Source organism: Chloroflexota bacterium, from assembly GCA_020850535.1.
Classification (GTDB): domain Bacteria; phylum Chloroflexota; class UBA6077; order UBA6077; family JACCZL01; genus JADZEM01.
Window position 1 is genome coordinate 1 of the sequence record JADZEM010000067.1, and the last position, 22,844, is coordinate 22,844.

22 protein-coding genes and 2 tRNA genes are annotated in these 22,844 nt (G+C 68.5%); 8 read left to right on the plus strand and 16 right to left on the minus strand.

The window, feature by feature from the left end; genetic code table 11:
* The 9 genes from IT306_09815 to IT306_09855 form a co-directional block, all read right to left on the minus strand.
* Positions 1-1,017 (minus strand): beta-lactamase family protein (locus tag IT306_09815; GenBank protein ID MCC7368709.1); only part of this gene is annotated, 1,017 nt, incomplete at its 3' end.
* 31 nt (positions 1,018-1,048) lie between these two features.
* The gene (locus IT306_09820; GenBank protein MCC7368710.1) at positions 1,049-2,092 is read right to left on the minus strand and encodes an ABC transporter substrate-binding protein; all 1,044 of its coding nucleotides are present in this window, start codon (positions 2,090-2,092) and stop codon (positions 1,049-1,051) included.
* Between the two features lie 44 nt (positions 2,093-2,136).
* The gene (locus IT306_09825) at positions 2,137-2,946 is read right to left on the minus strand and encodes an ABC transporter permease (GenBank protein ID MCC7368711.1); all 810 of its coding nucleotides are present in this window, start codon (positions 2,944-2,946) and stop codon (positions 2,137-2,139) included.
* A gap of 25 nt (positions 2,947-2,971) precedes the next feature.
* On the minus strand, positions 2,972-3,784 hold the full coding sequence (locus IT306_09830; protein MCC7368712.1) for an ABC transporter ATP-binding protein: 813 nt from the start codon (positions 3,782-3,784) through the stop codon (positions 2,972-2,974).
* Complete coding sequence (locus IT306_09835) at positions 3,781-3,945, minus strand: hypothetical protein (GenBank protein MCC7368713.1); 165 nt, start codon at positions 3,943-3,945, stop codon at positions 3,781-3,783. The genes IT306_09830 and IT306_09835 overlap by 4 nt, the downstream gene beginning before the upstream one ends.
* 159 nt (positions 3,946-4,104) lie before the next feature.
* Positions 4,105-5,022 (minus strand): LLM class F420-dependent oxidoreductase, encoded by a 918-nt coding sequence (locus tag IT306_09840; protein MCC7368714.1) that lies wholly within the window; start codon positions 5,020-5,022, stop codon positions 4,105-4,107.
* Positions 5,023-5,064: 42 nt separating this feature from the next.
* On the minus strand, positions 5,065-5,958 hold the full coding sequence (locus IT306_09845; GenBank protein MCC7368715.1) for a hypothetical protein: 894 nt from the start codon (positions 5,956-5,958) through the stop codon (positions 5,065-5,067).
* 200 nt (positions 5,959-6,158) lie between these two features.
* Positions 6,159-6,863, minus strand: coding sequence for a response regulator transcription factor (locus IT306_09850; GenBank protein MCC7368716.1), 705 nt, complete (start codon positions 6,861-6,863; stop codon positions 6,159-6,161).
* Complete coding sequence (locus tag IT306_09855; GenBank protein MCC7368717.1) at positions 6,860-9,013, minus strand: HAMP domain-containing protein; 2,154 nt, start codon at positions 9,011-9,013, stop codon at positions 6,860-6,862. The genes IT306_09850 and IT306_09855 overlap by 4 nt, the downstream gene beginning before the upstream one ends.
* 631 nt (positions 9,014-9,644) lie before the next feature.
* Between IT306_09855 and IT306_09860 the strand changes: the two genes are divergently transcribed.
* The 4 genes from IT306_09860 to IT306_09875 all read left to right on the plus strand — a co-directional run bounded on the left by IT306_09860 (position 9,645) and on the right by IT306_09875 (position 14,814).
* Positions 9,645-10,862 (plus strand): acyl-CoA dehydrogenase family protein, encoded by a 1,218-nt coding sequence (locus IT306_09860; protein ID MCC7368718.1) that lies wholly within the window; start codon positions 9,645-9,647, stop codon positions 10,860-10,862.
* A gap of 290 nt (positions 10,863-11,152) precedes the next feature.
* Entirely contained in the window at positions 11,153-12,373 is a 1,221-nt protein-coding gene (gene argJ, locus IT306_09865) for a bifunctional glutamate N-acetyltransferase/amino-acid acetyltransferase ArgJ (GenBank protein MCC7368719.1), read from the plus strand.
* A 54-nt stretch (positions 12,374-12,427) separates the two neighbouring features.
* A complete protein-coding gene (gene argB / locus IT306_09870; GenBank protein ID MCC7368720.1) occupies positions 12,428-13,249 on the plus strand; it encodes an acetylglutamate kinase in 822 nt (273 codons plus the stop codon).
* 356 nt (positions 13,250-13,605) lie between these two features.
* Positions 13,606-14,814 (plus strand): aspartate aminotransferase family protein, encoded by a 1,209-nt coding sequence (locus IT306_09875; protein MCC7368721.1) that lies wholly within the window; start codon positions 13,606-13,608, stop codon positions 14,812-14,814.
* Positions 14,815-14,957: 143 nt separating this feature from the next.
* On the opposite strand, the gene IT306_09880 is transcribed toward IT306_09875, so the two are convergent.
* From IT306_09880 to IT306_09905, 6 genes are all read right to left on the minus strand, one after another.
* Positions 14,958-15,269, minus strand: coding sequence for a helix-turn-helix transcriptional regulator (locus IT306_09880; protein MCC7368722.1), 312 nt, complete (start codon positions 15,267-15,269; stop codon positions 14,958-14,960).
* A 96-nt stretch (positions 15,270-15,365) separates the two neighbouring features.
* Positions 15,366-16,460, minus strand: a complete 1,095-nt coding sequence (locus tag IT306_09885) for a threonylcarbamoyl-AMP synthase (protein ID MCC7368723.1) — start codon at positions 16,458-16,460, stop codon at positions 15,366-15,368.
* The gene (locus IT306_09890; protein ID MCC7368724.1) at positions 16,457-17,005 is read right to left on the minus strand and encodes a GrpB family protein; all 549 of its coding nucleotides are present in this window, start codon (positions 17,003-17,005) and stop codon (positions 16,457-16,459) included. The genes IT306_09885 and IT306_09890 overlap by 4 nt, the downstream gene beginning before the upstream one ends.
* Positions 17,006-17,027: 22 nt before the next feature.
* The gene (prmC, locus tag IT306_09895) at positions 17,028-17,879 is read right to left on the minus strand and encodes a peptide chain release factor N(5)-glutamine methyltransferase (protein ID MCC7368725.1); all 852 of its coding nucleotides are present in this window, start codon (positions 17,877-17,879) and stop codon (positions 17,028-17,030) included.
* Between the two features lie 122 nt (positions 17,880-18,001).
* Positions 18,002-19,060 carry a peptide chain release factor 1 gene (gene prfA, locus IT306_09900; GenBank protein ID MCC7368726.1) on the minus strand — a complete coding sequence of 353 codons (1,059 nt, stop codon included), beginning with the start codon at positions 19,058-19,060 and terminating at the stop codon, positions 18,002-18,004.
* 17 nt (positions 19,061-19,077) lie between these two features.
* Positions 19,078-20,388, minus strand: a complete 1,311-nt coding sequence (locus IT306_09905) for a histidine--tRNA ligase (protein MCC7368727.1) — start codon at positions 20,386-20,388, stop codon at positions 19,078-19,080.
* A 150-nt stretch (positions 20,389-20,538) separates the two neighbouring features.
* Between IT306_09905 and IT306_09910 the strand changes: the two genes are divergently transcribed.
* The 3 genes from IT306_09910 (at position 20,539) to IT306_09920 (ending at position 21,767) form a co-directional block, all read left to right on the plus strand.
* The gene (locus IT306_09910; protein MCC7368728.1) at positions 20,539-20,853 is read left to right on the plus strand and encodes a DUF167 domain-containing protein; all 315 of its coding nucleotides are present in this window, start codon (positions 20,539-20,541) and stop codon (positions 20,851-20,853) included.
* Entirely contained in the window at positions 20,846-21,493 is a 648-nt protein-coding gene (locus tag IT306_09915) for a GNAT family N-acetyltransferase (GenBank protein MCC7368729.1), read from the plus strand. The genes IT306_09910 and IT306_09915 overlap by 8 nt, the downstream gene beginning before the upstream one ends.
* A gap of 199 nt (positions 21,494-21,692) precedes the next feature.
* A tRNA-Gly gene (locus IT306_09920) sits at positions 21,693-21,767 on the plus strand.
* 62 nt (positions 21,768-21,829) lie between these two features.
* On the opposite strand, the gene IT306_09925 is transcribed toward IT306_09920, so the two are convergent.
* The gene (locus tag IT306_09925) at positions 21,830-21,973 is read right to left on the minus strand and encodes a hypothetical protein (GenBank protein ID MCC7368730.1); all 144 of its coding nucleotides are present in this window, start codon (positions 21,971-21,973) and stop codon (positions 21,830-21,832) included.
* Positions 21,974-22,596: 623 nt separating this feature from the next.
* On the opposite strand from IT306_09925, the gene IT306_09930 reads away from it, so the two are divergent.
* Positions 22,597-22,667 (plus strand) — tRNA-Cys (locus IT306_09930).
* Positions 22,668-22,844: the final 177 nt, after the last annotated feature.

The window sequence follows — 22,844 nt, forward strand, 5'->3', positions numbered from 1 at the left end:
CCCGATCTGGCCGTCGAGATTGCCGATGCCAAGCCCGTAGCCGAAGGGTGGCGCGCCCGGATCGCGTTTGAACGGAGTGAAGACCAGCCGTTCGCGTTGGAGGTCGGCGCTCAGCAGGGAGCCACCGACCAACGCCTTCAACCAGGTGTGCAGATCGCCAACGGTGGAGACGACTCCGCCCGCTGCCCAGGCCACGGTGGCGTTCAAGGCTGTCAGGTCGGCGAGCTGTCCGCCCCTTCGCGGATCTGCGATGTAGCCGTGGGCAAACGGCTCGGTGAGTGTCGCGTCAGTCGGCAGGCTCGTCTGCGACATACCGAGCGGAGCAAACAGCCGACGGTCGTACGCCGCGCCGAGCGGCTCGTTGGCGAGGCGCTCGGCGATCAGGCCCAGCAGGATGTAGCCCGTATTCGAGTAGGCGATGTCCTCGCCGGGGGCGAAGTCCGGCGGATGCCTGGCAGCGAGCGCGATCATCTCGTGTGGCGTCCAGGGCCGCGTCGGATCGGCGAAGACCTGGGGAAAGAAGGTCTCGTCTTTGAGGCAGTCGAACGTCCCGCTCTTCATACTCAACAGGTGGCGGACCGTGATCTGGCTGGCATACGGGATCGTCGTCACGTCCGGCAGCAGGGTGGCGAGCGTGTCGTCAAGACCCAGCGCGCCCTCGTCGACAAGCTGAAGCACGACCGTCGCGGTCATCGTCTTGGTGATGCTGCCGATTCGCATGTGCAGGTCGGGCGACATCGGCGTCCCGCGTTGCAGGTCGCTCACGCCGAGGGCGGCTGTCCAGGTTCCCGTGTCTGGCCGGTCCAGCACGACGTTCGCACCCGGGATGCCGTGCGCCTGCATCGTCGAGACGATGCCGTTCTCAAGGTCTGTCGGCGTCGGCGGCGCCGGATTGTCCGGTGCTGCGCGTGCGTCCATCCCTCGTCGGGGCGCGAGCAGGGGCACGATGGTGGCCGAGGCTGTCGCCGCAAGGCCAAGGAAATGGCGCCGGTCGAGCCGCGTGCTGGGGAATGCCATGACGCCCCCTCACCGAGAGAAATCCATCAGCTCAGCCGGTCTGGACGAAGATCTCGCGTCGCGCCGTGGCCGGGTCCTGTGTCCAGACATCCGACTGGAGGATCGTCCCGTGCTCGCGATTGAACTGGAGCTGTTGCAGAATGGCCTCAATGTCCTGGTCAGCGAGGCCGGAGAGTGGCGTGGTCCGGCCGTACGCCTCCCGGACCACGTCCTCCGGTAGCTTCGTCACCTTCACCATCGCCTCGACAGCCTTCGGATCGCGCTGCTTCCAGAGTTCGGCGACCTGGGCCTGCGCGGCGTTAACGTCTCGCAGGAGCGCCGGGTACTGCTGCGCGATCTCCGGTCTCGCCACGTACATGACGTGGACCTCCGTCGCGCCGCCCCCGAACGTCTGCTCCCACAACTGCTGCTGTGTGGCGATGACCGTGCCGGCGCCGGACTGGGTCAACTGCGTCACCGTCGGCTCCCAGATCAGCGCCGCCTCGACGTCACCCTTGATCAGGAGATTGGCGACGTCCGGCGGGGCCGAGGCTTGCACGAACTGGGTATCGGTGAACAGGTCGAAGCCGTGGGTTCTGCGGATATGGGCGTTGAGCTCCTGGGTCGTGGTGCCGCCGGGGATGCCGGCCACCTTCCTCCCCTGTAGCTCCGGCAGCGAGCGGATATTCGTGCCTGTGCCCGCCAGGACCGCCCCGAGGGAGCCAACACAGACGCCGAACACAGACAGCTTGATGCCCTGCTCATACATCTGCGCGCCGACGACGGTGGACATGTCGATCAGGTCGACCTGGCCGGAGCCAAAGGCATTGACGACGCCAGGGATCAGGTCCACGTTCTGCCACTCAATTTTCCAGCCTTTGGCTTCGAGTAAGCCAAGCTGATGGATCACCTCAATGCCCGCCCAGCCCAGCGTCAGATAGGCGAGCCTGAACGTCCGGTCCTGCCCAGAGCCCGACGGTCCGTCGGCGGCGCTGGACCTGGATGATGGGACGCAGGCGGCTGACAGCAGCGCCAATCCGGCCGCGCCACCGACCGCGACGGCGCCACGCAAGAACGCTCGACGATTCGTCGCCATGGATGCTCTCTCCCAGATGGAATATGGCTTGAGGGCGCCGTCGGTCAGCGCCAGCGATTGGCCCGCCGGGCCAGTGGCTCGAAGACGAGCTGCTCGGCCAGCACCATGACCGCGACGAGTACCAGCGCCCACGCGAACACCAGATCGGTCCGTAGCGTGTCGCGGCTGAAGTTCATCATGTAGCCGATGCCAGTGCTGACCCCGAACAGCTCGGCCACGACACTGACCCGCAGCCCGAGCGCGAACGAGACCTTCATCCCGGCCACGAGATACGGAATCACGCCCGGCAGGGTCACATGACGAAATCGGTCGAGCTCGCCCAGCCGGTACGCCTGTGCCATCTCCATCAGCTTTCGGTCGACGCTGTCGATGCCCTCGGCGACGTTGCTGAGCATCACCGGCAGCACGATCATGAAGGTGGTGAAGATCGGGCCGCTGTTCGAGAGCCCGAACCAGATCAGGGCCAGCACCAGCCAGACGAACACCGACGTGCTGTTCAGGATGGCCGTCAGGTCGCGGACGACGAGCCGGGCGAGCGGCAGGCGGGCAATGAGCAGGCCCGCCAGGATCGACGCGACGACCGCCCCGGCGAACCCGAGCCCGATCCGGCAGAGGCTCGAACCGACATGGAGCCAGAGCTGGCCGCTTGACGCGATCCCGACCAGCGCACCCAGCACCTTGCCCGGCGGCGGGAACAGGTAGGCGCCGTACCGCTCCGACAGCAGGCTCCAGGCGACCAGTCCAAGCGCCAGCGCCAGCACGGTCGGCAGGTGGAGCGTCTCGGCCAGGCTGCGCCAGCGGATCGACCGCCGCGCAGGCGGGTTCTCTGGCGCCGCCACCTGGGTCACCGCCATCGTCTGCCCCTCATGCGACCGTCTCTCACGCCACCACCTCGGACCGTGGCCCCTCGAGCCGACGCTGCCGCTGGACCTGCTCGGCCAGCGAGCTGAGGATCTCATCAGCCAGGAGGTGCCGGTCCGCGTGGTTGTCGAGATCCCAGGCTCGAAGCATCCGGGCGGGTCGGGCCGAGAGCAGCACGACCCGGGTCCCGACGGCCAGCGCCTCCTCGATGCTGTGGGTGATGAACAGGATCGTCGTCCCGCTCGCGCGCCAGATCTCGGCGACGGCCTGCTGCTGGTCACGCCGCGTCTCGGCATCGAGGGCGCTGAACGGCTCGTCCATCAGGAGGATCGCCGGCTGCACGGCCAGCGCCCGGGCAATCGCAACCCGCTGCTGCATGCCACCAGAGAGCTGGTTCGGGTCGTAGCCGCCGAAGCCGCGCAGCCCGACGAGGTCCAGGTACTCGGCGGCGCGTCTGGCCGCATCGTCGCCGGAGAGGCCGAGCGGCTTGAGGCAGACCGTGATGTTCTGGGCGGCCGTCTTCCAGGGCAGCAATCGCGGCTCCTGGAAGACGACGCCCACGGCCGGGCTCCCCTTGCGACGGAGCGGATCGTCGCCATCGACGAGCACCGTCCCATCGTCGGGCGGCTCCAGGCCGGCCAGGATGCGCAGCAGGGTGGTCTTGCCGCAGCCGTTCGGCCCAAGCAGGCAGACAAGCTCTCCCGGCCGGACGGCCAGCGAGAGGTCGTCCAGCACCGGCAGCTGGAACGCCTTGGACAGGCCGCGCGCTTCGAGTGCGGGCTCGGGCTGGGTGGGCTGGTCGCCTGCCAGGGCGTAGATGGCTGACGTCATCCAGGCCTCCGGTTCACCCGGCTCTGCGCGTGCCCCGCCAGGGAGGCGTAGCCGCGCACGGCCAGGGAGGCGTAGCCGCGCACGATGGCCTCGCCCTCGGCGCGGATCTGGTCCGGCGTGCGGGCGCTGTAGATCGTGGCGGCGATGCCGATGGCGTTCATGGTCGACCTTCCCTTCTGCTCCGGTGCGCGCGCCGGCCCAACGGCCGCGGCGACGCCCCTCACCATGATCTGACGTCTCGGCGACCGGAGCATGCCGCCAAGGTGGAACGCGGGGTGGAAGCCTGATCTGCGATCCGCTGAGCGTGGCTGCGAGTGGGTTCAGGCGACGGCGCGAAGCTGCTCGAGCGTGTCGAAGTGTTCTTCCAGCTTGAGCTCGCCGCGGCCGAATCCGGGCGCGAAGATGATCTCCGTGACACCGAGCTCACGAGCCGTCGCCACGTCGCGCCTGATCTCGTCGAGTGTCCCGACGAAGTCAGGCCGGTTCGCGCCGGGAGAGTCCGGGAGAACGCTGACGAATGCGAGTGTGACGAGGTGCAACGAAGCCGGATCGCGGCCGGCGTCGCGAGCCGTTTCGCGGATCTGCCCCATCATCGGGCCCATCGCCGCGAGCGGCACGCCGGCTGGTAACCAGCCATCCGCCAGACGTCCGACTCGCGCCAGCGCCCTTGGGGCGTAGGCGCCCAGGTAGATGAGCGGGTGCGGCTGCTGGATCGGCTTCGGTTGCAGTACCGACTCTGGCAGTGTGAAGTACTTCCCGCGAAACTCGGCCGGATCGGTTGTCCAGACCTGCTTCAGGACAGCCAGGAATTCATCGGCGCGCGGACCGCGCTGGACAGTGTCGGCGCCAGCGGCCTCCAGCTCGTCCACCGACCACGCCTGCCCGAGGCCGACTCGCACCCGCCCACCTGACAGCACGTCGAGCGTGGCGAGCTGCCGCGCCAGCATAACCGGATTGTGCAGCGGCATGTTGACGATGCCGGTACCGAGTGCCACGCGACTGGTGTGCGCCGCGACGTAGGCCAACGTTTCGAGCGGGGTGAACGTCCTGCTGAATGTCGCCGGCAGCGCCCCATCCGGCGACCCAGGGTACGGTGTTCGTGGGTGCACCGGGTACAGCAGCCGCTCGTTCACCCAGACGCTGTCGTACCTGAGGCGCTCGGCCTGCTGTGCCGCGCGCACGAGTGCCTCAGGGCTCGCCTTCAGGCCCTGCTGGGGCAGCATGACTCCGAATCGCATGTCTTGAATCTCCTTTGTAGTGGATCGGCCGTCGGCGCGTCGTCACTGGACGGCGAACGCCTTCGCCATGCCCAGGTGGAGGTGGGCCTGGCCGCTGGCCGGATCCGGGACCAGGCAGATCGCGGCGTACGCGCCCGGCTGAAGATCCAGGGTCATGTAGCCGGTCTGGCCGGTGCTCAGGCCGTTGATCCCGCCGACCGCCTCGAAGGGTGGGGGCCCAGAAGGTGTTCGGTACCAGGTCATCACGTCGGCGACGCTCTTGCCATCGGCCAGCTTCACGACCACCAGCTCATGCGGCTGGGGTCCGGCGTTGGCGACTTCGTAGCTGGCCCGCCCGGCCGCGAGCCGATCGGGCATCTCAAACGAGAAGTCGCGCATCGTGAACCTGCCCTGGCTGGTTGGCGGCCCGGCGGTCGATGGATCGGTCGCCGTCACCTCGACCGGCTTCATCATCCCCTTCGCCAGGTGCAGTACCCCATCAGGGCTCGGCACGAAGCAGGCGATCGCGTACGAGCCCGGCTTCAGGTCGAGCGTGACCTCGTCGGTACGGTGGGCGTCGATGGCGCCCGGCCCGCCGACCAGCGTCGTCAGGCGCAGCGCCGCCTCGCCTTCTTCCTGCATGGCCTGCGAGAACGCCTGGAACGTGACGCCGTCGTTGAGCCGCAGCAACTGGCCGTGATGGGGTTCCGGGCCGTGGTTCATCATCCGGATCGTCACCCAACCGGACGGGAGGGTGTCCGGCGCGTCGTAGCTGTAGTCGCGGGCCTCCCACTCGACCACGCGGGACGTAGGTGGCGGGCTGGCTGGCGGCGCCGCGGCAGACAGCACGTCAACGGCGCGGCAGCCGACGCCAAGGACCAGGAGTCCGGCCAGAGCGATGGTCAGGAGCCAGGGCGCCGGCCGCCGCGGCGTCCTCTGCACGCTCGATGCGTACATCGGGGATCTCCCTTCAACTGAGGATCGCGCCCCCTTCGGAGCGTGTCTCTCTCAGCGTGACAGGTCGATCCGCGCAGCCAACTGGAACGCCCAGCGACCACCCTGAACGGTTGCCGAAAACCTCGCCTCCTGCATCAACCTGAATGCGCATCGAATACAGGCATGCGGTGACGCCGAGCCGGCGACGGTGCTCGGCCGTCCTACGTGGTGGGACAGTCCAGGACGTAGCCGACGCCGGGCTCGCTGAGGATCATGGCCGGCTGGTCCGGGTTCGGCTCCAGCTTGCGGCGGAGATGGCGGACATACGCCCAGAGGTAGTCACGGTCGTCGCGATACTCAGGGCCCCAGACCTGAGTCAAGAGCTCGGTGTGCGTCATCACCTTGCCGGCGTTGAGCGCCAGTTGTTCCAGCAGGCGAAACTCGGTCGGGGTCAATCGGACGGCCTCGTCGCGGAGCGTCACCCGGCGCCGCGCCAGATCGACCGCCAGGTCACCACACCGAACGACCGCCGGGGTATCAGTCGCCGCGCCCTGCTGGCTGCGGCGCAATACCGCCTGGACCCGAGCGATCAGCTCGGCCGGGCTGAACGGCTTGGTCAGGTAGTCGTCGGCCCCCATCTCGAAGCCTCGGAGCTTGTCCACCTGCTCACCCCTGGCCGTGAGCATCAGGACCGGCACCAGCGAGAGCTCGCGCAGACGCCGACAGACTTCGTAGCCGTCGAGTCCAGGCAGCATCAAGTCCAGGACGACGAAGTCCGGCGACTCGCGAGCGGCCAGTTCCAGGCCGGTCGGCCCGTCTGGCGCGTCGCTCACCTGGAAGCCGGCCCGATCGAGATGCGTCCGGACCAGCCGCACGATCAGCGGATCATCGTCGATCACCAGGACGCGCGCACGGCCCGGACTCATCCTGCTGCTCCCACGGGCAGCGCTGCATCGTCGAGGACGACGACGGCGGGGGGCAGCGCTGCATCGGCGTCAACGTCCGGCTCGATCAGCGCCGGCAGGGTGAACCTGAACGTGCTCCCGGCGCCCGGCTCGCTCTCGACCCAGATCTGCCCGCCCTGGGCCTCGACCAGCCGCTTGCAGAGGAACAGCCCCAGCCCGACGCCACGCGGCGCACCGCCGACCGGGTCGCCGGCCCGGTAGAACCGCTCAAATACCCGCTCCGCCTGCTCGACGGCGAGGCCGAGCCCCTGATCGCGCACCGATATCGTCAGATCCGACTGGCCGCTCCCGCCGTCGATCCGCACGGTCACCGAGCCGCCGTCCGGCGAGTACTTGATCGCGTTGTCGATCAGGTTCGTCAGGACCTGCTCGACCCGGAGCGGATCGGCGAGCGCCGGCGCCAGGCCTGGGGCCGCCTCGACGTAAAGCTCGTGGTGGTCGGCAAGGCCGTCCCGGCGCGCGACGAGGCGCTCTGCGATCCGCTCGACCCGCACCGGCTCGGACTGGAGGCGCAGAACCCCGACCTCGAGGGTCGCGGCGTCGAGCAGGTTCTCGACCAGCCTGCCGAGTGTGTCTGCCGACGACCGGACGATCTCGACCAGCTCGCGCTCAGCCTTGGGGTCCCAGAGCCCCCGATCCAGATCGTCCAGCAGCGTCTCTGAGTACCCCTGGATCACCGTCAGCGGCGCCCGCAGCTCGTGGGAGACCGTCGCAACGAAGGCGCTGCGCTGGCGCTCGACCTCGGTCTCGTGGGTCACATCGCGCAGCACGAAGATTCGGCCGACCACCGCTCCCGCGCGATGGTCCACCGGTGCGGTGTAGCAACGCAGGCGACAGTACCACGGCGATGTTCGCTCGAAGTCGGCCACGGCGATGCGGTCGAGGTCGTCGAGCCAGCCCGCCGCCACCTTGCCGAACGGCTGTCGATCTTCGACGTGCTCGAGATCGGCGATCGCAGCCAGGTTCTCCGAACCGACGAGGGCGGTCCAGCGCGAGTTGGCGACCACCGTCTCGCCGGTCATACTCGTCATGGCGATCCCTTCGGCCGTCGATTCGAGCACCGCGCCGAGGACGTCGCGCTCGCCGCGGAGCGCCGAGGTCGCGGCGGCGACACGCTCTCGCATGGCATCGAACGCTTGCGCCAGGATCATGATCTCGTCTGCCTTCGCTTCACTGGTGAGGACCCGTAGGCAACTGGGGTCGGTTGGCTGGCGGTAGTCGCCAGCGGCGATCTGGCGCGCGGCCTGGGTCAGCCGCCGCAGCGGCAGCGAGAGCGAGCGGGCCAGCAGCCACGCGGCGACCGTTCCCAGGAGGACCAGCGCGGACGCCGTCAGCCAGAGCGACCGCTGGGCATCGTTGCGGGCGTGGTCGACGTCCACCAGCGGCACGGTCAGGCTGAACATGGCAGCCGGACGCCCGGACGGCGACAGGGCCCGGAACTGGCAGACGGCGGCCAGCGACTGGGCAAGCGGATCACACCGCTCGGCGATGTTGTTGGCGAATGGGTCCACACGCAATCTGCCGCCGCTGCTGCCGCCGGCCAGCCGAGTCATCAGCGACGAGTCCAGCGGATCGGCCAGCATCACGGCGCCGACGACGGGTCCGGTCAGGCCATCCCGCCGAACCGGTGCGTAGCCGCGCAGGGCCACCCCGATCTCGTCGCTCGTCTCGACGCCGCTGCTGGCCGTGCCGGCCAGGGCAAGATCGACCCCGTCCAGCCGTGCATTCGACTGAAGCTCGTCCCAGAACGGTCCAAGCCGGGCCTCAGTGTGGCCGTGGGCGATAGCCGTCCCGTTCACGTCGAACACCTTGACGTGGATCTGCTGCTGAGCCGTGACATCGTTGGACCACCGCGCGAGCGGTTGGGCGTTGCGGCCGTCGACGGCGGCGATCACGGCGGGGTAGAGCGCGACGGCCTGGGCGTTGGCCACAAGCGTCTGTGCCCGCTCGGCGTACAGCGATGTGGTCAGCGCCCCACGCTCCTGAGCCTGGCGCTGGGCTTCGCGCGTCGCGCCATCGACGATGCGATCGTTGATGACCCACGTCGTCACGATGACGGCGACGACGACGGCGCCAAGGATGGCGCCGAGAATTCTGGTTTGCAAGCTCATGTGAGGCTCGTCTGCCTCCCAGAGCGGGTCTGGGTTTTCTTCTGCTGCTGGCGGCAGGTCCGTCGAGGTTGCCGCCGACTCGTGATGCGGATCCCAGGACACGCGCCAGGACTCCGGTCTCGGACTGCAAGACCGGGGCCACGCTGGTTCGCGCCTTTGAGAGGACGTTCTGATCATCCGACTTCTGCTTCTGCCAGCTTGCTGGCGCCACGAGCGCGGTATGAATCGCCGCGAGCGCGGCATAGATCACCACGAGGCTGACGTCAATCGGCAACTGACGCGGCAACCGACGGGCGTTCGCCCGCACCGGACAGGCCCGACCCTGGAAGCATCTCGGATCGCGCCGTGGCAGACACCGAACGAACGGCGGGAGCTCCTGAAATCCGCCTGAAGATCGGGCCACCGGCCGAGGACCGGGCTGGCCCCAAGGAGCCCGCCGGGCTGCCTCAATTCGCCCGGCCAGGTGAGGCCAGACGCGTCGTTTCACGCGGCAGACTCAGGTGACCGCTACGGACCGGTCCGACTTTCAGGCCACGTTCAGGTCTGGGCACGGTCCTTCCCGCTCCGTACCGGGGGCCGGGTCGAAAGACTCAAGAGAGACCCCTTCACGAGAAGGCTATGGAGGCGTGGAATGGTTGCTGAGAAACGTGCCCAACTGGCGGCCGACCCGCCCACGGGCGAGCGGCTCGTCGAGGCGGCCAGATCGATGGCGCCTCGGATCCGCGCCTGCGCGGACGAGATCGAGCGGGCGCGGAGATTGCCGTTGCCGCTGGTGACGGAGCTGGCCGAGGCGGGTATCTTTCGGTCGCTGGCGCCACGCGCGATTGGCGGCAGCGAACTCGATCCACTGAGCTGGATGGAGATCATCGAGACCCTTTCCGAGGCCGATGCCTCGGTTGGCTGGTGTGCCGCGATCGGATCGGGGACGGCGTTCTCGACCGGCTTCCTCAGGCCGGACATCGGCTACGAGCTGGTCGGCCGAGATCCGACGGCCGTCATGGGCGGCAGCGGGACGCCGTTCGGGCAGGCGACGGTCGTGGAGGGCGGCTACCGAGTGACTGGGCGCTGGCCGTTCGCAAGCGGCTGTGAGCACGCTCGCTGGCTGATCGGCAACTCGGTCATCCGCGACGGCGAGACACCACGGAAAGACGACAACGGCGTGCCGGTGATGCGGATCATGATCTTCCCGTCATCCGCGTGCACGATCCTCGACACCTGGTACGTGGGTGGGCTGCGGGGCAGCGGCAGCCACGACTTCGCGGTGTCGGACGTGTTCGTGCCGGAGGAGCGGTCGTTCTCCCCCATGGAGGCGTCGTCGTACCACGACGGGCTGCTCTACAGCGGTCGCTTCTTCTTCTTCCTGTTCCAGCACGCTGCCCACGCACTCGGCGTCGCTCGCGCGGCCATCGACGCCCTGGTCGAGCTGGCGAATCGGAAGCCGTTCGGTCGGACGGGCAGCCTGCTGCGAGACCGCCCGATGGTCCGCCTCCAGATCGCTCAGGCCGAAGCGCTGGTGCGGTCGGCGCGGGCCTGGGCCTGGGATATCGCGCGAGAGACCTGGGATCAGGCCGGCCGCTCTCAGGCGCTCACGTTGGAGCAGGGCGCGCTGGCGCGGCTGGCCATCACCAACGCGGTCGTGAAGTCGGCCGAGGCCGTCGATCTGATGTACAGCGCGGCCGGTGGAAGCGCCGTCTACGCCAGCAACCGGCTCGAACGGGCGTTCCGCGACATCCACACCGTCACCCAGCACGTCATCGTCGCCCCCCCGAGCTACGAGCAGGTCGGCGAGGCGCTCGCGGGCTCCGACCGGCAGAGAGTCTCGCCGGTGACCGGGCTTCGCCTCTTCTAGTGGGTCACGCTGCATTCGATTGAACCCCCCACCCCCCAACCCCCTCCCCCGCACGCGGGAGAGGGGGAGCCGGATCAGCAAAGCTGACCATCTTCACGCAATTGCAGCGTGACCCACTAGCAGGCTGAGGGCCGCATCCGGTCTCGCTCGATCAGCGCTGGGAGCAGTCGGCGTTGCGGGGGGCATCCGGGCCACCTATACTCTCAGCGCGGGTGATCGGGACCGTCGTGCCACGTCGCGCCGGCCGCAGACACCTGCCGACCCCCTCGCGGGTGCATTGGAGGACGCCGGTGGGTGCGGCCAACCAGTTTCGGCCGGTCGTTGATGGAGGCGTGACGCTCGCCGCTGGGTTTTCGGCGGGTGCGGTCTACGCTGGCATCAAGACGCCAGGGCCAGACAAGCTCGATCTCGCGATCCTCGCCTCGGACCGCCCGGCTGCGGTGGCAGGGATCTTCACCAGGAACGCGTTCTGCGCGGCGCCAGTCGTCGTGTCGCGCGAGGTGGTGTCGGCGAGGCGAGCGAGGGCCGTCATCGTCAATGCTGGCAACGCCAACGCCTGCACCGGCGAGCAGGGGCTTGCCGACGCCCGGGAGATGGCCCGGCTGGCCGCCGCCAGGATCGACGGCGACCCGGCCGAGGTGATCGTCGCGTCTACGGGCGTGATCGGCGTGCCGCTGCCGATGGACCTGATCCGGGCCGGCGCCGGCGAGATCGCGTTCAACTCGGACGGCGGCTCGCAGTTCTCGCGCGCCATCATCACGACCGATACCCGCACCAAGCAGGCCGGGGCCGAGCTGGAGCTGGGCGGCCGGACGGTGCGGATCGGCGGGGCGACCAAGGGCGCCGGCATGATCCATCCGAACATGGCGACGATGCTGGCGTTCGTGACCACCGATGCGGCGGTCGATCCCGAGTTCTTGCAGGCAGCGTTGAGCAAGGCCGGCGCTGATTCGTTCAACATGATCAGCATCGACGGCGACACCAGCACCAACGACACCCTGGTCGTGCTGGCGAACGGCGCGGCCGGGAATCCCGTGGTGTCCGGCGGCGAGGACGGCGAGAAGTTCACGGCGGCGCTGACCTACGTCTGCGCCGAGCTGGCGCGCGCCATCGTTCGGGATGGTGAGGGCGCAACCCGCCTGATCAAGGTCGAGGTGCGCGGGGCGGCCTCCGACCGTGATGCACGAGACGCCGCCCGCTCAGTCGTGCGCTCGAACCTCGTCAAGGCGGCTGTCTACGGCGGCGATCCGAACTGGGGCCGGGTGCTCTGCGCCATCGGCTACTCGGGCGCGCAGGTCGATCCGATGGCAGTCGATCTGTTCGTGGGCGACGTTCAGCTCGTCAAGGCTGGCGCGCCGGTGCCCGGCAGCCGCGAAGCGGCCGGCGATGTCATGAAGCAGCCGGAGGTCGCCTTCGTGGCCGACCTCAAGGTAGGCGGCGCGGCGGCAACGGCCTGGGGGTGTGACCTCACCGAGGCGTACGTCGTCGAGAACAGCGCCTACACGACGTAGAGGACGACCGTGGCGACTGAAGCGCTCAAACCCACCCACCTCGACTCCGCCACGATGGCGACGGCGATCAAAGAGGCGCTGCCGTACATCGCGCGGTTCGTCGGGAAGACCGTCGTCATCAAGATCGGCGGGAGCATCCACGGCGACGGCACCGCCCTCGAGGACGTGGTCACGCTGGCGCGGCTCGGCGTCAAGCCCGTCGTGGTGCACGGCGGCGGCCCGATGATCTCCGAGTGGCAGGGCAAAATGGGCCTGGAGCCCAAGTTCGTCGATGGCCGCCGCTACACCGACGAGGTCACGCTCGACCTGGCCCGTATGGTGCTGATCGGCAAGGCGAACAGCGACCTCGTGGCCCATCTCGTCTCGCTGGGCGGTCGGGCGGTCGGCCTGTCCGGCATCGACGGCGGCCTGATCCGCGCCAGGCTCCGCGATCCGCGCCTCGGGCTCGTCGGCGAGGTGACCCACGTCGACCTCGGGCCGGTCCAGGCGCTGATGGAGGCTGGCTACGTGGTGGTCGTGGCTCCCTCGGCCACGGACGAGAGCGGTCAGCCGCTCAACGTCAACGCCGACTCGATTGCCGGCGACATCGCGCGCGCCCTCCACGCCGAGAAGATGGTGATGTTCACGGACGTGGACGGCGTGCGCGACGGCAGCGGCAGGGTGCTCTCGGTCCTGACCGTCGAGCGGGTCCGCGAGATGATCGAGTCTGGCGAGATCGCCGGCGGCATGATCCCGAAGGTCGAAGCGTGCGTCCGCGCGCTCGACACGGTGCCGCGCGCGCACATTCTGGATGGTCGCGTCGAGCACGCGTTGCTCGGCGAGCTGTTCACCGACGCCGGGGTCGGCACGATGATCACGCGGGAAGCGAACGCGTGACACCGATCTGGGTGCCCCATCACACCCGCTTCAGGCGACCGACTGCCTAGGTGCCTTTCCAGGCTGGCGAGGCAGTGCTGCCCGTCATCCCGAGCGGAGTGAGCTTGCGAACGCAGTCGAGGGATCTTCCCAATCAGGAAGGTGATCTTCACAAGGGGAAGATCCCTCCACTCCACTCGTTCCTCGCTTCGGTCGGGATGACAACCGCCTCACGTTCACCCTGGCAGAGTCCTGGGCAGGACGCGGCGGCCCGGTGTGCCGCCGCCCGTGTATCGTGCCGCACCGCAGGGCGGGCGTCGTGTGCGCCCGCGTAGGTCTCGCGCCCTGGCCGGCGTGGGGCCGTAAGGACAGAGAAGATGTCGTCGCGCTGGATTGAAGTCGAATCGCAGCGGTATATGTCGGTCGCCAAGCGCACGCCGGTCGTGCTGGTGCGCGGCCAGGGGTGCCGCGTCTGGGATGACACCGGCAAGTCGTACCTGGACATGGTCGGCGGGTGGGCCGTCAACACGCTCGGCCACAGCTCGCCGGTGATCGTGGATGCGCTGACGGAGCAGGCCTCGCAGCTGATCCACACCTCGAACCAGTTCTACACCGTGCCGCAGCTGGAGCTGGCGGATCTGCTGGTCGAGACCTCCTGCTTCGACCGGGTGTTCTTCTCGAACAGTGGCGTCGAGGCGAACGAGGGCGCGGTCAAGCTGGCCCGCAAGTACGGCCAGCACAAGCGCAACGGGGCCTACGAGGTCATCACCACCGACCATTCGTTCCACGGGCGCTCGCTGGCGATGCTCACCGCGACTGGCAAGCCGGCCTACAAGCAGGACTACGGCCCGCTGCCGGCAGGCTTCCTGGCCGAGCCGGTCCCCTACAACGACCTTGAGGCCGTCAAGAAGGCGACCACCGACAAGACCTGTGCCGTGATGGTCGAGCCGGTCCAGGGTGAGGGCGGCGTCAACCCGGCCACCAAGGAGTACCTCCAGGGCCTCCGCGAGTGGTGCGACCAGAACAACCTGGTCCTGATCTTCGACGAGGTCCAGACGGGCGTCGGGCGGCTCGGCACCCTCTGGGGCTACGAGCTGTATGGCGTCGAGCCGGACGTGATGACGCTGGCGAAGGGCCTCGGCGGCGGCGTGCCGATTGGCGCGATCCTCTGCAAGGAGAAGGTCAACATCTTCACCTACGGGGACCACGGCTCGACGTTCGGCGGCAACCCGCTGGCGACGGCGGTGGCCCTGGCCGTGATGCGCGAGACCATCAAGTCCGACCTGCCGGCCCATGCCAAGAAGGTCGGGGACTACCTCCAGCAGAAGCTCAACGAGCTGAAGGCGACGCGCCCGTACATCACCGACGTGCGTGGCTACGGCCTGCTGGTGGGTATCGAGTTCGACTCAGAGATCGCCCCCGCGCTGCTCGGCAAGCTGGTCGAGGCCGGGGTGCTGATGAACGCGCCGGCCGGCAACATCCTGCGGTTCATGCCGCCGCTGGTGCTGACCGAGGCCGAGGTTGACGAGGTCGTCGGGAAGCTGGCGACGGCGCTCGACGAGGTGAAGACGGCGACGCCGGCCTGACCCGCGACACGAGCGGCCTTACGAACGGGCGGTGCGCACGGTCGCACCGCCCGTTCTCTCTACCTGCTGCAAGCAGGCCGGCGCGAGCTGGTGTCTCCGAGCCGGAGCCACGGCTGCCGGCCCACGCCGGGCCGCGATACTGTCTAGCGGCGCCAGCGGACCGTCGGCGGCGACGTATCCCGCGCCTGGATCTGCCCCAACACGTCGCGCAGCATCACGTGGCTGAGCGTCGGATGGCGGAAGTGGGCGTCAGGGTTGACCTCGTAGTGCTTGCGCGTGCCGACCCGTGTCGAGCGGATCATGCCGGCCTCTTCAAGGTCGTGCAAAATCGAGCTGACGCGCCGCTCCGAGATGCCGATTGCGTCGGTGATCTTCCGCACCGTGGCGTCTGGCTCGGCAGCGACGAAGAAGAGCACGTGGCCGTGGCTGGTGAGGAGGGTCCACTTGTCGGTCATGGGCCATCCGAAAAAGGGCAGTTCGGGAAGTATACCGATTCGATTCGTGCAGGCAGTTGCAGGCACTCCAGATCAGCAATGCGAGAGTCCGGGCGGTCAGTCCGTCGTCTCGACGTCCGTGCGGTGGGCGGCCCGCGTCAGCCGGTCGAGGATCGCCAGTCCCAGGCCGGCCGTTCCGAGCGACCGCGCGTAGATGGCCTCGCAGCCGTGGGCGTCAAGCTCGCGAAGGCCGGCGAAGAGGCGGCCGGCCACGGCTGCGAGATCGCGCTCCGAGCCGAGGTGCACCACCGTCGGCGCAGGGCTTACGCCCGCGACGAGCGGAAGGTCTTCGTCCACCAGCAGCGCGCCGGCCGTGCGTCCGTCCTGTATCGCCGTGCGAATCGCGGCCGCCAGGGCCGGCCGCGTCTCGGCCGGCTCGCCGGTGAACAGGAACAGCGCGGCGCGCGGGGAGTAGTGGCGGGCCAGCAGGCCCGGCGAGGCCGTCTTGCCCACCGCGCCCAGGAGCAATGGGACGGGCGGCTCCAGCTCGGCCAGTGCATCGGCGACGGCTTCGGCGGTGGTCGCGCCGGGCCGCAGCAGCCGCACTTCCGTCTCGCCAACGGCCACCACCGTGGACTCGATGCCGTGCGGAGCCGGGCCGCCGTCCAGGATCAGGTCCACACGCTCGCCCAGGTCTTCGACGACATGCGCGGCGGTCGTGGCGCTGGTCCGCATGAACAGGTTGGCGCTGGGGGCGGCGATCGGCAGGCCGGCTGCCGTGATGAGCGCCCGTGCGACCGGGTGGCTCGGCACCCGCACGGCGACGGTCGGCAGGCCGGCCGTGGCGATGTCCGGCACCTCGGGGCGTTTCGGCAGCACCAGCGTCAGCGGCCCCGGCCAGAAGCGCGCGGCCAGCGCCCGTGCGATGGGCGGCACGTCACGCGCGACCCGTGGCAGGTCGTCCGCCGAGGCGAGATGCACGATCAGCGGGTCGTTGAGCGCCCGCTGCTTGGCCCTGAAGATGCCTTGGACGGCGTCGGCGTCGAGGGCGTTCGCGCCCAGGCCGTAGACCGTCTCGGTTGGGAAGGCGACCAGCCCGCCACGCCGGATGATCTTGGCGGCACGCTCGATGACGGCCGGATCAGGGCGCTGTGGATCAACTACGGTGACCCTGGTTTCAGCCCTGTGCGAGCCGGATGCGTGACCGTTCACCACGCTCCTGCGCCATCTGTGGCCACCCGGACGAGATCCAGAACACTGTTGATGTATTCGATCTTTCGTCGGTAGTACTCGCGGACTGTGAGACCGTCGCCCGCCTCTTTCAGCAGACGATACCGCTCTAGTTCATCAGGGTGTGCACGAAGGTAGCCCTCGAACTGCTGGAGCTGTCGCCAGTTGTCATGGTCACCGTTGATGACGAAGACATCGACGCGTTTGCCACACTCCTCGATTGAGAAGCGGGCGCGCAAGCCTGGGTAGTTGCTTTGCGGCGGTCCAAATACGAGCTGGAAGCGGTCGATCTCGGAGGCAAGCCGCTCGGCTACGACGGGCACGTAGATGTCAATCTCGTCCTGGCCCGAGATACCGAAGCTGCTAGCGCCGTGATGCTCCACCTGAAGGCTGTCCCCGAGCGCCATCCGGATCCGTTGCCTGACCGCGTCGAACTGGGTCGGCGCTAGCGCATCATACGGCACGATGCGCACTCGATCAGTGTCTGATAGATGCGCAATCCACGCTTCCTGTTCTGGGGTCAGCATCGAGTCTCCCACGCGATCATCGTCAGGAGCGTACGTCCAGACGCAGCACCCGGTCCAGCCCGGCCAGGTCGCGGATTACCGTGGCCCGGGCCTCGGGCAGCAGCGCGCGAGCCGACTCGACCTGCTCGGGGTCAAGCTCCAGCAGGATCGTGCCGCCTGGGCACACCGTGCGAGAGGCGTCCGCCAGCAGTGCGGCGATCAGCTCCAGCCCGTCCGCGCCGCCGTCGAGCGCGAGGTGCGGCTCCCAGTCGCGGACTTCGGGCATCAAGTGCGGGAGGCGGCCTGTCGGGAGGTAGGGCAGGTTCGCCAGCACCAGATCGGCCGGCCGACCGAGCCAACTGAGGAGCGAGCCGCACACCAGCCGCAGCCGGCCCTCCAGCCCCAACGCGACACGGTTGGCAGCGGCGATCTGGAGCGCTTCGGCGCTCACGTCGCAGGCCAGCACCTCGGCGTCTGGCGCTTCGAGCGCGACGGTGCAGGCGATGGCGCCGCTCCCCGTGCCGATATCCACGACCAGCGGCCGGCCCGAGTGGGCAGCCGCGAGCACCCGCAGGGCTTCCTCGACCAGGGTCTCGGTCTCAGGGCGGGGTACCAGGACGTGCCGATTGACGGTGAACGTCCGACCGTAGAACTCGCGCTGCCCGACGACGTAGGCGAACGGCTCGCGGGCGGCGCGTCGCTCGATGACCGCCCGGAAGCGGGCGGCATCCTCCGAATTGGCCGGCTGCGCGCCGCGCACGAGCAGTGCGGCGTCGGTCAGGCCAAGGGTGCGCCCGAGCAGCCAGCGCGCCTCGGCCCGGGCGCCCTCGACGCCGGCCTCGGCCAGCCCGCGGGCGGCCTCGCGCAGCAGCCCGTCGAGGGTGAGCGACTGCATAGTCGGTTCGGACTCGATGCCTGACATCATGAACAAACTGGAAGCAACGATGGAATCCACACCGAACGCATGTGAGGCTACATCACCCACGACTCGCTGGGGGGCGGGGTTCTCGGCCCGCGTCAGCCCTCGGCCTCGCGCTCGGCGGCCAGCGTCAGTTGATCGATCAGCGGCTCGATGGCCCCTTCCATCACCTCGGGCAAGTTGTGGAGGGTGGCCCCGATGCGGTGGTCGGTCACGCGGTTCTGGGGGAAGTTGTAGGTGCGGATCTTCTCGGCGCGCTCGCCCGAGCCGATCTGCGAGCGGCGCATCTGGCTCGACTCTTCCTGCGCCCGCAGCCGCTCGCGCTCGTAGAGGCGGGCGCGCAGCACGGCCATCGCGCGGGCCTTGTTCTTGAGCTGCGAGCGCTCGTCCTGACAGATCACCACCAGCCCGGTCGGCTTGTGGGTGATCCGCACGGCTGAGTCGGTCGTGTTGACGCTCTGGCCGCCGTGCCCACCCGAGCGGTACACGTCGATCTGCAGATCGTTCTGGTCGATGTTGACCTCGACCTCGTCGGCCTCGGGCAGCACCACGACGGTGGCGGTGGAGGTGTGGATGCGCCCGCCGGCCTCGGTGACGGGCACGCGCTGCACGCGGTGGACGCCGCTCTCCCACTTGAGGCGGGAGTAGGCCCCCTTGCCGCGCACTTCGAACGTGACCTCCTTGATGCCGCCGAGGTCGGTCTCGTTCGTGTTCATGACCTCGCTCTTCCAGGCGCGGCGCTCGGCGTAGCGGAGGTACATCCGCATCAGCTCCTGCGCGAAGAGGCTGGCCTCCTCGCCGCCCGTCCCCGCCCGAACCTCGACGATCACGTTGCGTTCGTCGTTCTTGTCGCGGGGGCGCAGCAGTTCCTTCAGCTCCCCGAAAATGTCGTCGCGCTGGCCTTCGAGCCGCTTGATCTCGTCGCGGACGAACGCCTTCATCTCGTCGTCCAGGCTGTCGTCGAGCATGGCGGACGTGTCGTCCAGCTCGGTGGTCACGCCGACGTACTCGTCGTACTTGGCGACGGTCTCGGCCAGCTCGGACTGCTCGCGGCCATACTTCTGGAGCAGCTCGCGATCCGACGCGACCTCTGGCTTCGACAGCTCGGCGCTCAGGTCGTCGTAGCGGCGCTTCATATCTTCGAGCCGCTGGAGCAGCGGCGTCGCGGTCATCGTCATGCTGTCTCGGCCTCCTGCCGGCCGTCGGCCCCGTTCTGGCCGGTCGCGCGGCCGAGTGTTGGCCGCAAGTAGGTGCTCAATTCCGCGAAGGCGACGGTCTGCTGCTCGCCGCCGGCGAGGTTCTTGACTGTCGCCTGCTCTTGGCGCAGCTCGTCGTCCCCGAGGATGATGGCGACGCGTGCGCCGCTGCTGCTGGCCTGCCGCATGCGTGCCTTCATGCTGCGGTCGCCGGTCCCGACGACAGCGGACAAGCCGTCGCGCCGGACGTCTTCGGCCAGGCGGGCCGCCACGACCTTCGCATCGCTGCCGAGCGGCGCGAAGTAGATGTCTGGCGTCTCGGGCGAGGGCAGGATGACGCCCTGCTCGCGCATGTTCAGGATGATGCGGTCCATGCCCGCCGCGAACCCGACGCCGGGGGTCGGCTTGCCGCCGATGATCTCGGCGAGGCCATCGTAGCGCCCGCCGCCGCCGATGGTGGACTGCGAGCCGACGCGCGGCGGCACCACCTCGAACACGGTGCGGGTGTAGTAGTCCAGCCCGCGTACCAGCCGTGGCGTCAGCTCGTAGGGGAGGCCGGTCGCTTCGAGGTAGGCGCGCAGCGCGGCGAAGTGCGCCTCGCAGGGGGCGCAGAGGAAGTCGATGGTGCGCGGCGCGGCCTCGGCCAGCGGCTGGCAGACCGGCTTCTTGCAGTCCAGCAGGCGCAGCGGCGCCGTCTGGAGACGCCGCTTGCAGTCGCCGCACAACTCGGCCTCGTGCGGCTGGTAGTAGGCGACCAGCGCCTTGATGTACTGGGGGCGGCAGGCCGGATCCCCGATGCTGTTCAACTGGATGGTCAGGTCGCGCAGGCCGAGATCCTCGAGGAACCGCCAGAGGACGGTGATGACCTCGGCATCGACCAGCGGATCGTCGTCGCCGATGGCCTCGATGTCGAACTGGCGGAACTCGCGGTAGCGGCCGGCCTGGGGACGGTCGTAGCGGAACGCCGTGATCAGGGCGAACAGCTTGACGGGCTGCGGGCGGCTGGCCATCCCGTGCTGGAGGTAGGCCCGCACGATGGAGGCCGTGCCTTCAGGGCGGAGGGCGATGTCGGTGCCGCCCTTGTCCTTGAAGTTGTAGATCTCCTTGTCGACGATGTCGGTGCCTTCGCCGACGCCGCGCAGGAAGAGGCCGGTCTCCTCAAAGGTGGGTGTGCGGATCTCGCCGTAGCCAAAGCGTCGGGCTGTCGCCTCGGCGCGACGCTCGACGTGTCGCCAGACCACGGCGTCCTCGGGCAGAATGTCCTGCGTGCCGCGCGGCGACTGGTACACGGAATCCCCTCCTCACTCAGCGGAAAACGCGAGCGCCCGGCTCCTGGCCGGGCCGGAAAAGTATACCATCGGGTGAGGGGCTGCCCGAGAAGTTCGCCCGGGATGCCGCCTCGGGGCAGACCGGCGGCGGACAATCCTGGTTGAGGGACGATGGCGGAGACGATCGCAGTCGCAGTGCGGGTGCATCCTGGGGCGTCACGCGAGGGCGTCTCACTGCTCGACGATGGCTCGCTGGACGTGCGCCTGCGCGCGCGGGCGGTCGAGGGACAGGCGAACGGCAGGCTGGTCGAACTGCTGGCAGAACGGCTGGGGCTGCGCCGCCGCGAGGTCGAGATCGCGGCCGGCCTGCGCTCGCGACAGAAGGTGGTGCGGCTCGCGCTCGGCTCGGCGGACGAGCTGCGGAAGCGGTTGGGCGTGTTGGCCGGTGGGCCGGGCGGGCCGTCGACCGGTGGCCTGGATGGCTGAGCCGCGCTGGCTGGCGCTGGGACAGCAGACGCGGATTCGCGAGTTCACCCGGCGTGACGTGGACCGCTGGTGCGCCTGGAGCCATCACGAAGACCCGCTGTTCTCGTCGTACAACCCGACGGAGATGACCGGCCCGATGCGCGACGCCTGGTACGACGATCTGGTGCATCGGCAGCAGCAGCTGCCGTACGCCATCGAAGACCTGGAACGGCGGCTGGTGGGTCGGCTGTTCCTGCGCCACATCCGCGAGCGCGAGGGAACGGCGGTGCTGGGCATCGACCTTGACCCGACGATGCTCGGGCGGGGGCTGGGCACGGATGCGTTGCGGGCGTTCCTGACGTACTACTTCGGGCCAGCCCGCTTCACCAAGATGTACTTGAGCGTTGCGGCGTTCAACGTGCGCGCCCGCAGGAGCTACGACCGATGCGGCTTTCAGGAGTTCGCGACGCACTGGCAGGTGCTGAAGTCCGACGCGGATGTCTTGGGTGACCCGCGCTACGCCGAGGTGCGCCACCTGTTTCGACGCAGCCCGGAGGGCGTCGAGGCGCTGATGCAAGATATGGTGGCGCGGTCGCCGCTGCGCCAGTGGTCCGGGCCGGTGCGGGCGGCGCGGGATCCGCGGCCTCGACGCAGACGCTGATGGCAATCGTTGCGGGCGAGCGCGCCGCGGGTGGCAGCGCGACGGCGAAGAATGAAGCGGCCGGAGGCGTCTCCAGGGGGAAGTGCAGCCTACACCGGCGGGGTTTGCGAGATGGTAGATGGCCTGAAGGTTTGAAGGTTTGACAGGCTGGCGATGGGCGCGCTATCATGCTCATTGCTGGTGGCCATGCCCCAGGCGCGCGGAAGTGGCTCAGTGGTAGAGCATCTCCTTGCCAAGGAGAGGGTCGCGAGTTCGAATCTCGTCTTCCGCTCCATCAACGCCCCGTCTTTCTGGTAGACGGGGCGTTTCGCATTCACGGGGAGCGTAACGGGGAGTCTACGCCTCTCCAGACGCCGTCTCTGACGCCTCCTCGCCCAGCGCGTCGGCCAGCCGCTCTCCGAGATCGTCGTTGCCGTGGAGAATCCGCAGCTCTGGTGTCGGCAGCATGACCGGCTCGTCTCGCGTCACCTCGATCTTCACGCGAACCATTCGAGCAAATGCGTCGTCCAGATCTTCGACTACGTGGATACCAGTGTGCCGATGCTCGTGTCCATGCACAAGAAGCGACTCATACGAGGCTCGGCTCGTGCTCGGCCAGCTTCAGCACGAGCGCCTGAAGCTGGTCCCGATCCAGTCCAGTGAGCAGCTCCGTCAAGGATGAAGGCATGTCGGCCTCCTCGGGCATCTGGCGGGCCCAACTCGGATGCACAGGAAATGCTGACGTAGCGTGCAAGTAGCTCCCATGCAACCAGGGCTTCGCCGATTGCCGGCGCAGTGCCAGATTCCGACCTCTGCAGTGCCAAGGAAACTGTCACGTAGCTCGCACGTAGCCGAGAAGCTTCTCCTCACAGGGTAGCATCACCGCGAGTACGTCAAGAGCCTGGGGCGACCGGGCGCCGCCGTCGGTGTGCCGACCCGGTCGGATGGCGTGGCGACGCGACTTGCACCGGGCGGATCGCACCCAGGTCCGTGCACGTGTGGGAGGCAGCATGGTTCACCGCGGACTGAAGGGAGAGAGACTCTCATACCCGGAGTCGAAAGGTACTTCTGGGGCCGAATGTCCCTTGTACCGTCCCTTCCTGGTCAGGTAGGATTTTCTCCGCGGCGACGTAGCCAAGTGGCAAGGCAGGGGTCTGCAAAACCCTCACCGCCGGTTCGATTCCGGCCGTCGCCTCCCGTGGCCCTCTCCACCAGATATGGCGAGAGGGTTTTTTCGTGTCCCGTTAGCACTACTCTGGCGTCCCATCAGTAGGAAGGCGAGCGAGTCTCTGGCTGGCGTGAGGGGTGGCAGAGCGAGTGGGCAGGGGGATGCGGGAGTGGCAGGTTGGGCAAGCGACGGAAAGGACGAGGG

Excerpts from the sequence above, each read along its gene's own strand:
- IT306_09820 (MCC7368710.1), bottom strand. The coding sequence starts at position 2,092 with ATGGCGACGAATCGTCGAGCGTTCTTGCGTGGCGCCGTCGCGGTCGGT.
- IT306_09825 (MCC7368711.1), bottom strand. The coding sequence starts at position 2,946 with ATGGCGGTGACCCAGGTGGCGGCGCCAGAGAACCCGCCTGCGCGGCGG.
- IT306_09830 (MCC7368712.1), bottom strand. The coding sequence starts at position 3,784 with ATGACGTCAGCCATCTACGCCCTGGCAGGCGACCAGCCCACCCAGCCC.
- IT306_09835 (MCC7368713.1), bottom strand. The coding sequence starts at position 3,945 with ATGAACGCCATCGGCATCGCCGCCACGATCTACAGCGCCCGCACGCCG.
- IT306_09840 (MCC7368714.1), bottom strand. The coding sequence starts at position 5,022 with ATGCGATTCGGAGTCATGCTGCCCCAGCAGGGCCTGAAGGCGAGCCCT.
- IT306_09845 (MCC7368715.1), bottom strand. The coding sequence starts at position 5,958 with ATGTACGCATCGAGCGTGCAGAGGACGCCGCGGCGGCCGGCGCCCTGG.
- IT306_09850 (MCC7368716.1), bottom strand. The coding sequence starts at position 6,863 with ATGAGTCCGGGCCGTGCGCGCGTCCTGGTGATCGACGATGATCCGCTG.
- IT306_09855 (MCC7368717.1), bottom strand. The coding sequence starts at position 9,013 with ATGAGCTTGCAAACCAGAATTCTCGGCGCCATCCTTGGCGCCGTCGTC.
- IT306_09860 (MCC7368718.1), top strand. The coding sequence starts at position 9,645 with ATGGTTGCTGAGAAACGTGCCCAACTGGCGGCCGACCCGCCCACGGGC.
- argB (MCC7368720.1), top strand. The coding sequence starts at position 12,428 with ATGGCGACGGCGATCAAAGAGGCGCTGCCGTACATCGCGCGGTTCGTC.
- IT306_09875 (MCC7368721.1), top strand. The coding sequence starts at position 13,606 with ATGTCGTCGCGCTGGATTGAAGTCGAATCGCAGCGGTATATGTCGGTC.
- IT306_09880 (MCC7368722.1), bottom strand. The coding sequence starts at position 15,269 with ATGACCGACAAGTGGACCCTCCTCACCAGCCACGGCCACGTGCTCTTC.
- IT306_09890 (MCC7368724.1), bottom strand. The coding sequence starts at position 17,005 with ATGCTGACCCCAGAACAGGAAGCGTGGATTGCGCATCTATCAGACACT.
- prmC (MCC7368725.1), bottom strand. The coding sequence starts at position 17,879 with ATGCAGTCGCTCACCCTCGACGGGCTGCTGCGCGAGGCCGCCCGCGGG.
- IT306_09910 (MCC7368728.1), top strand. The coding sequence starts at position 20,539 with ATGGCGGAGACGATCGCAGTCGCAGTGCGGGTGCATCCTGGGGCGTCA.
- IT306_09915 (MCC7368729.1), top strand. The coding sequence starts at position 20,846 with ATGGCTGAGCCGCGCTGGCTGGCGCTGGGACAGCAGACGCGGATTCGC.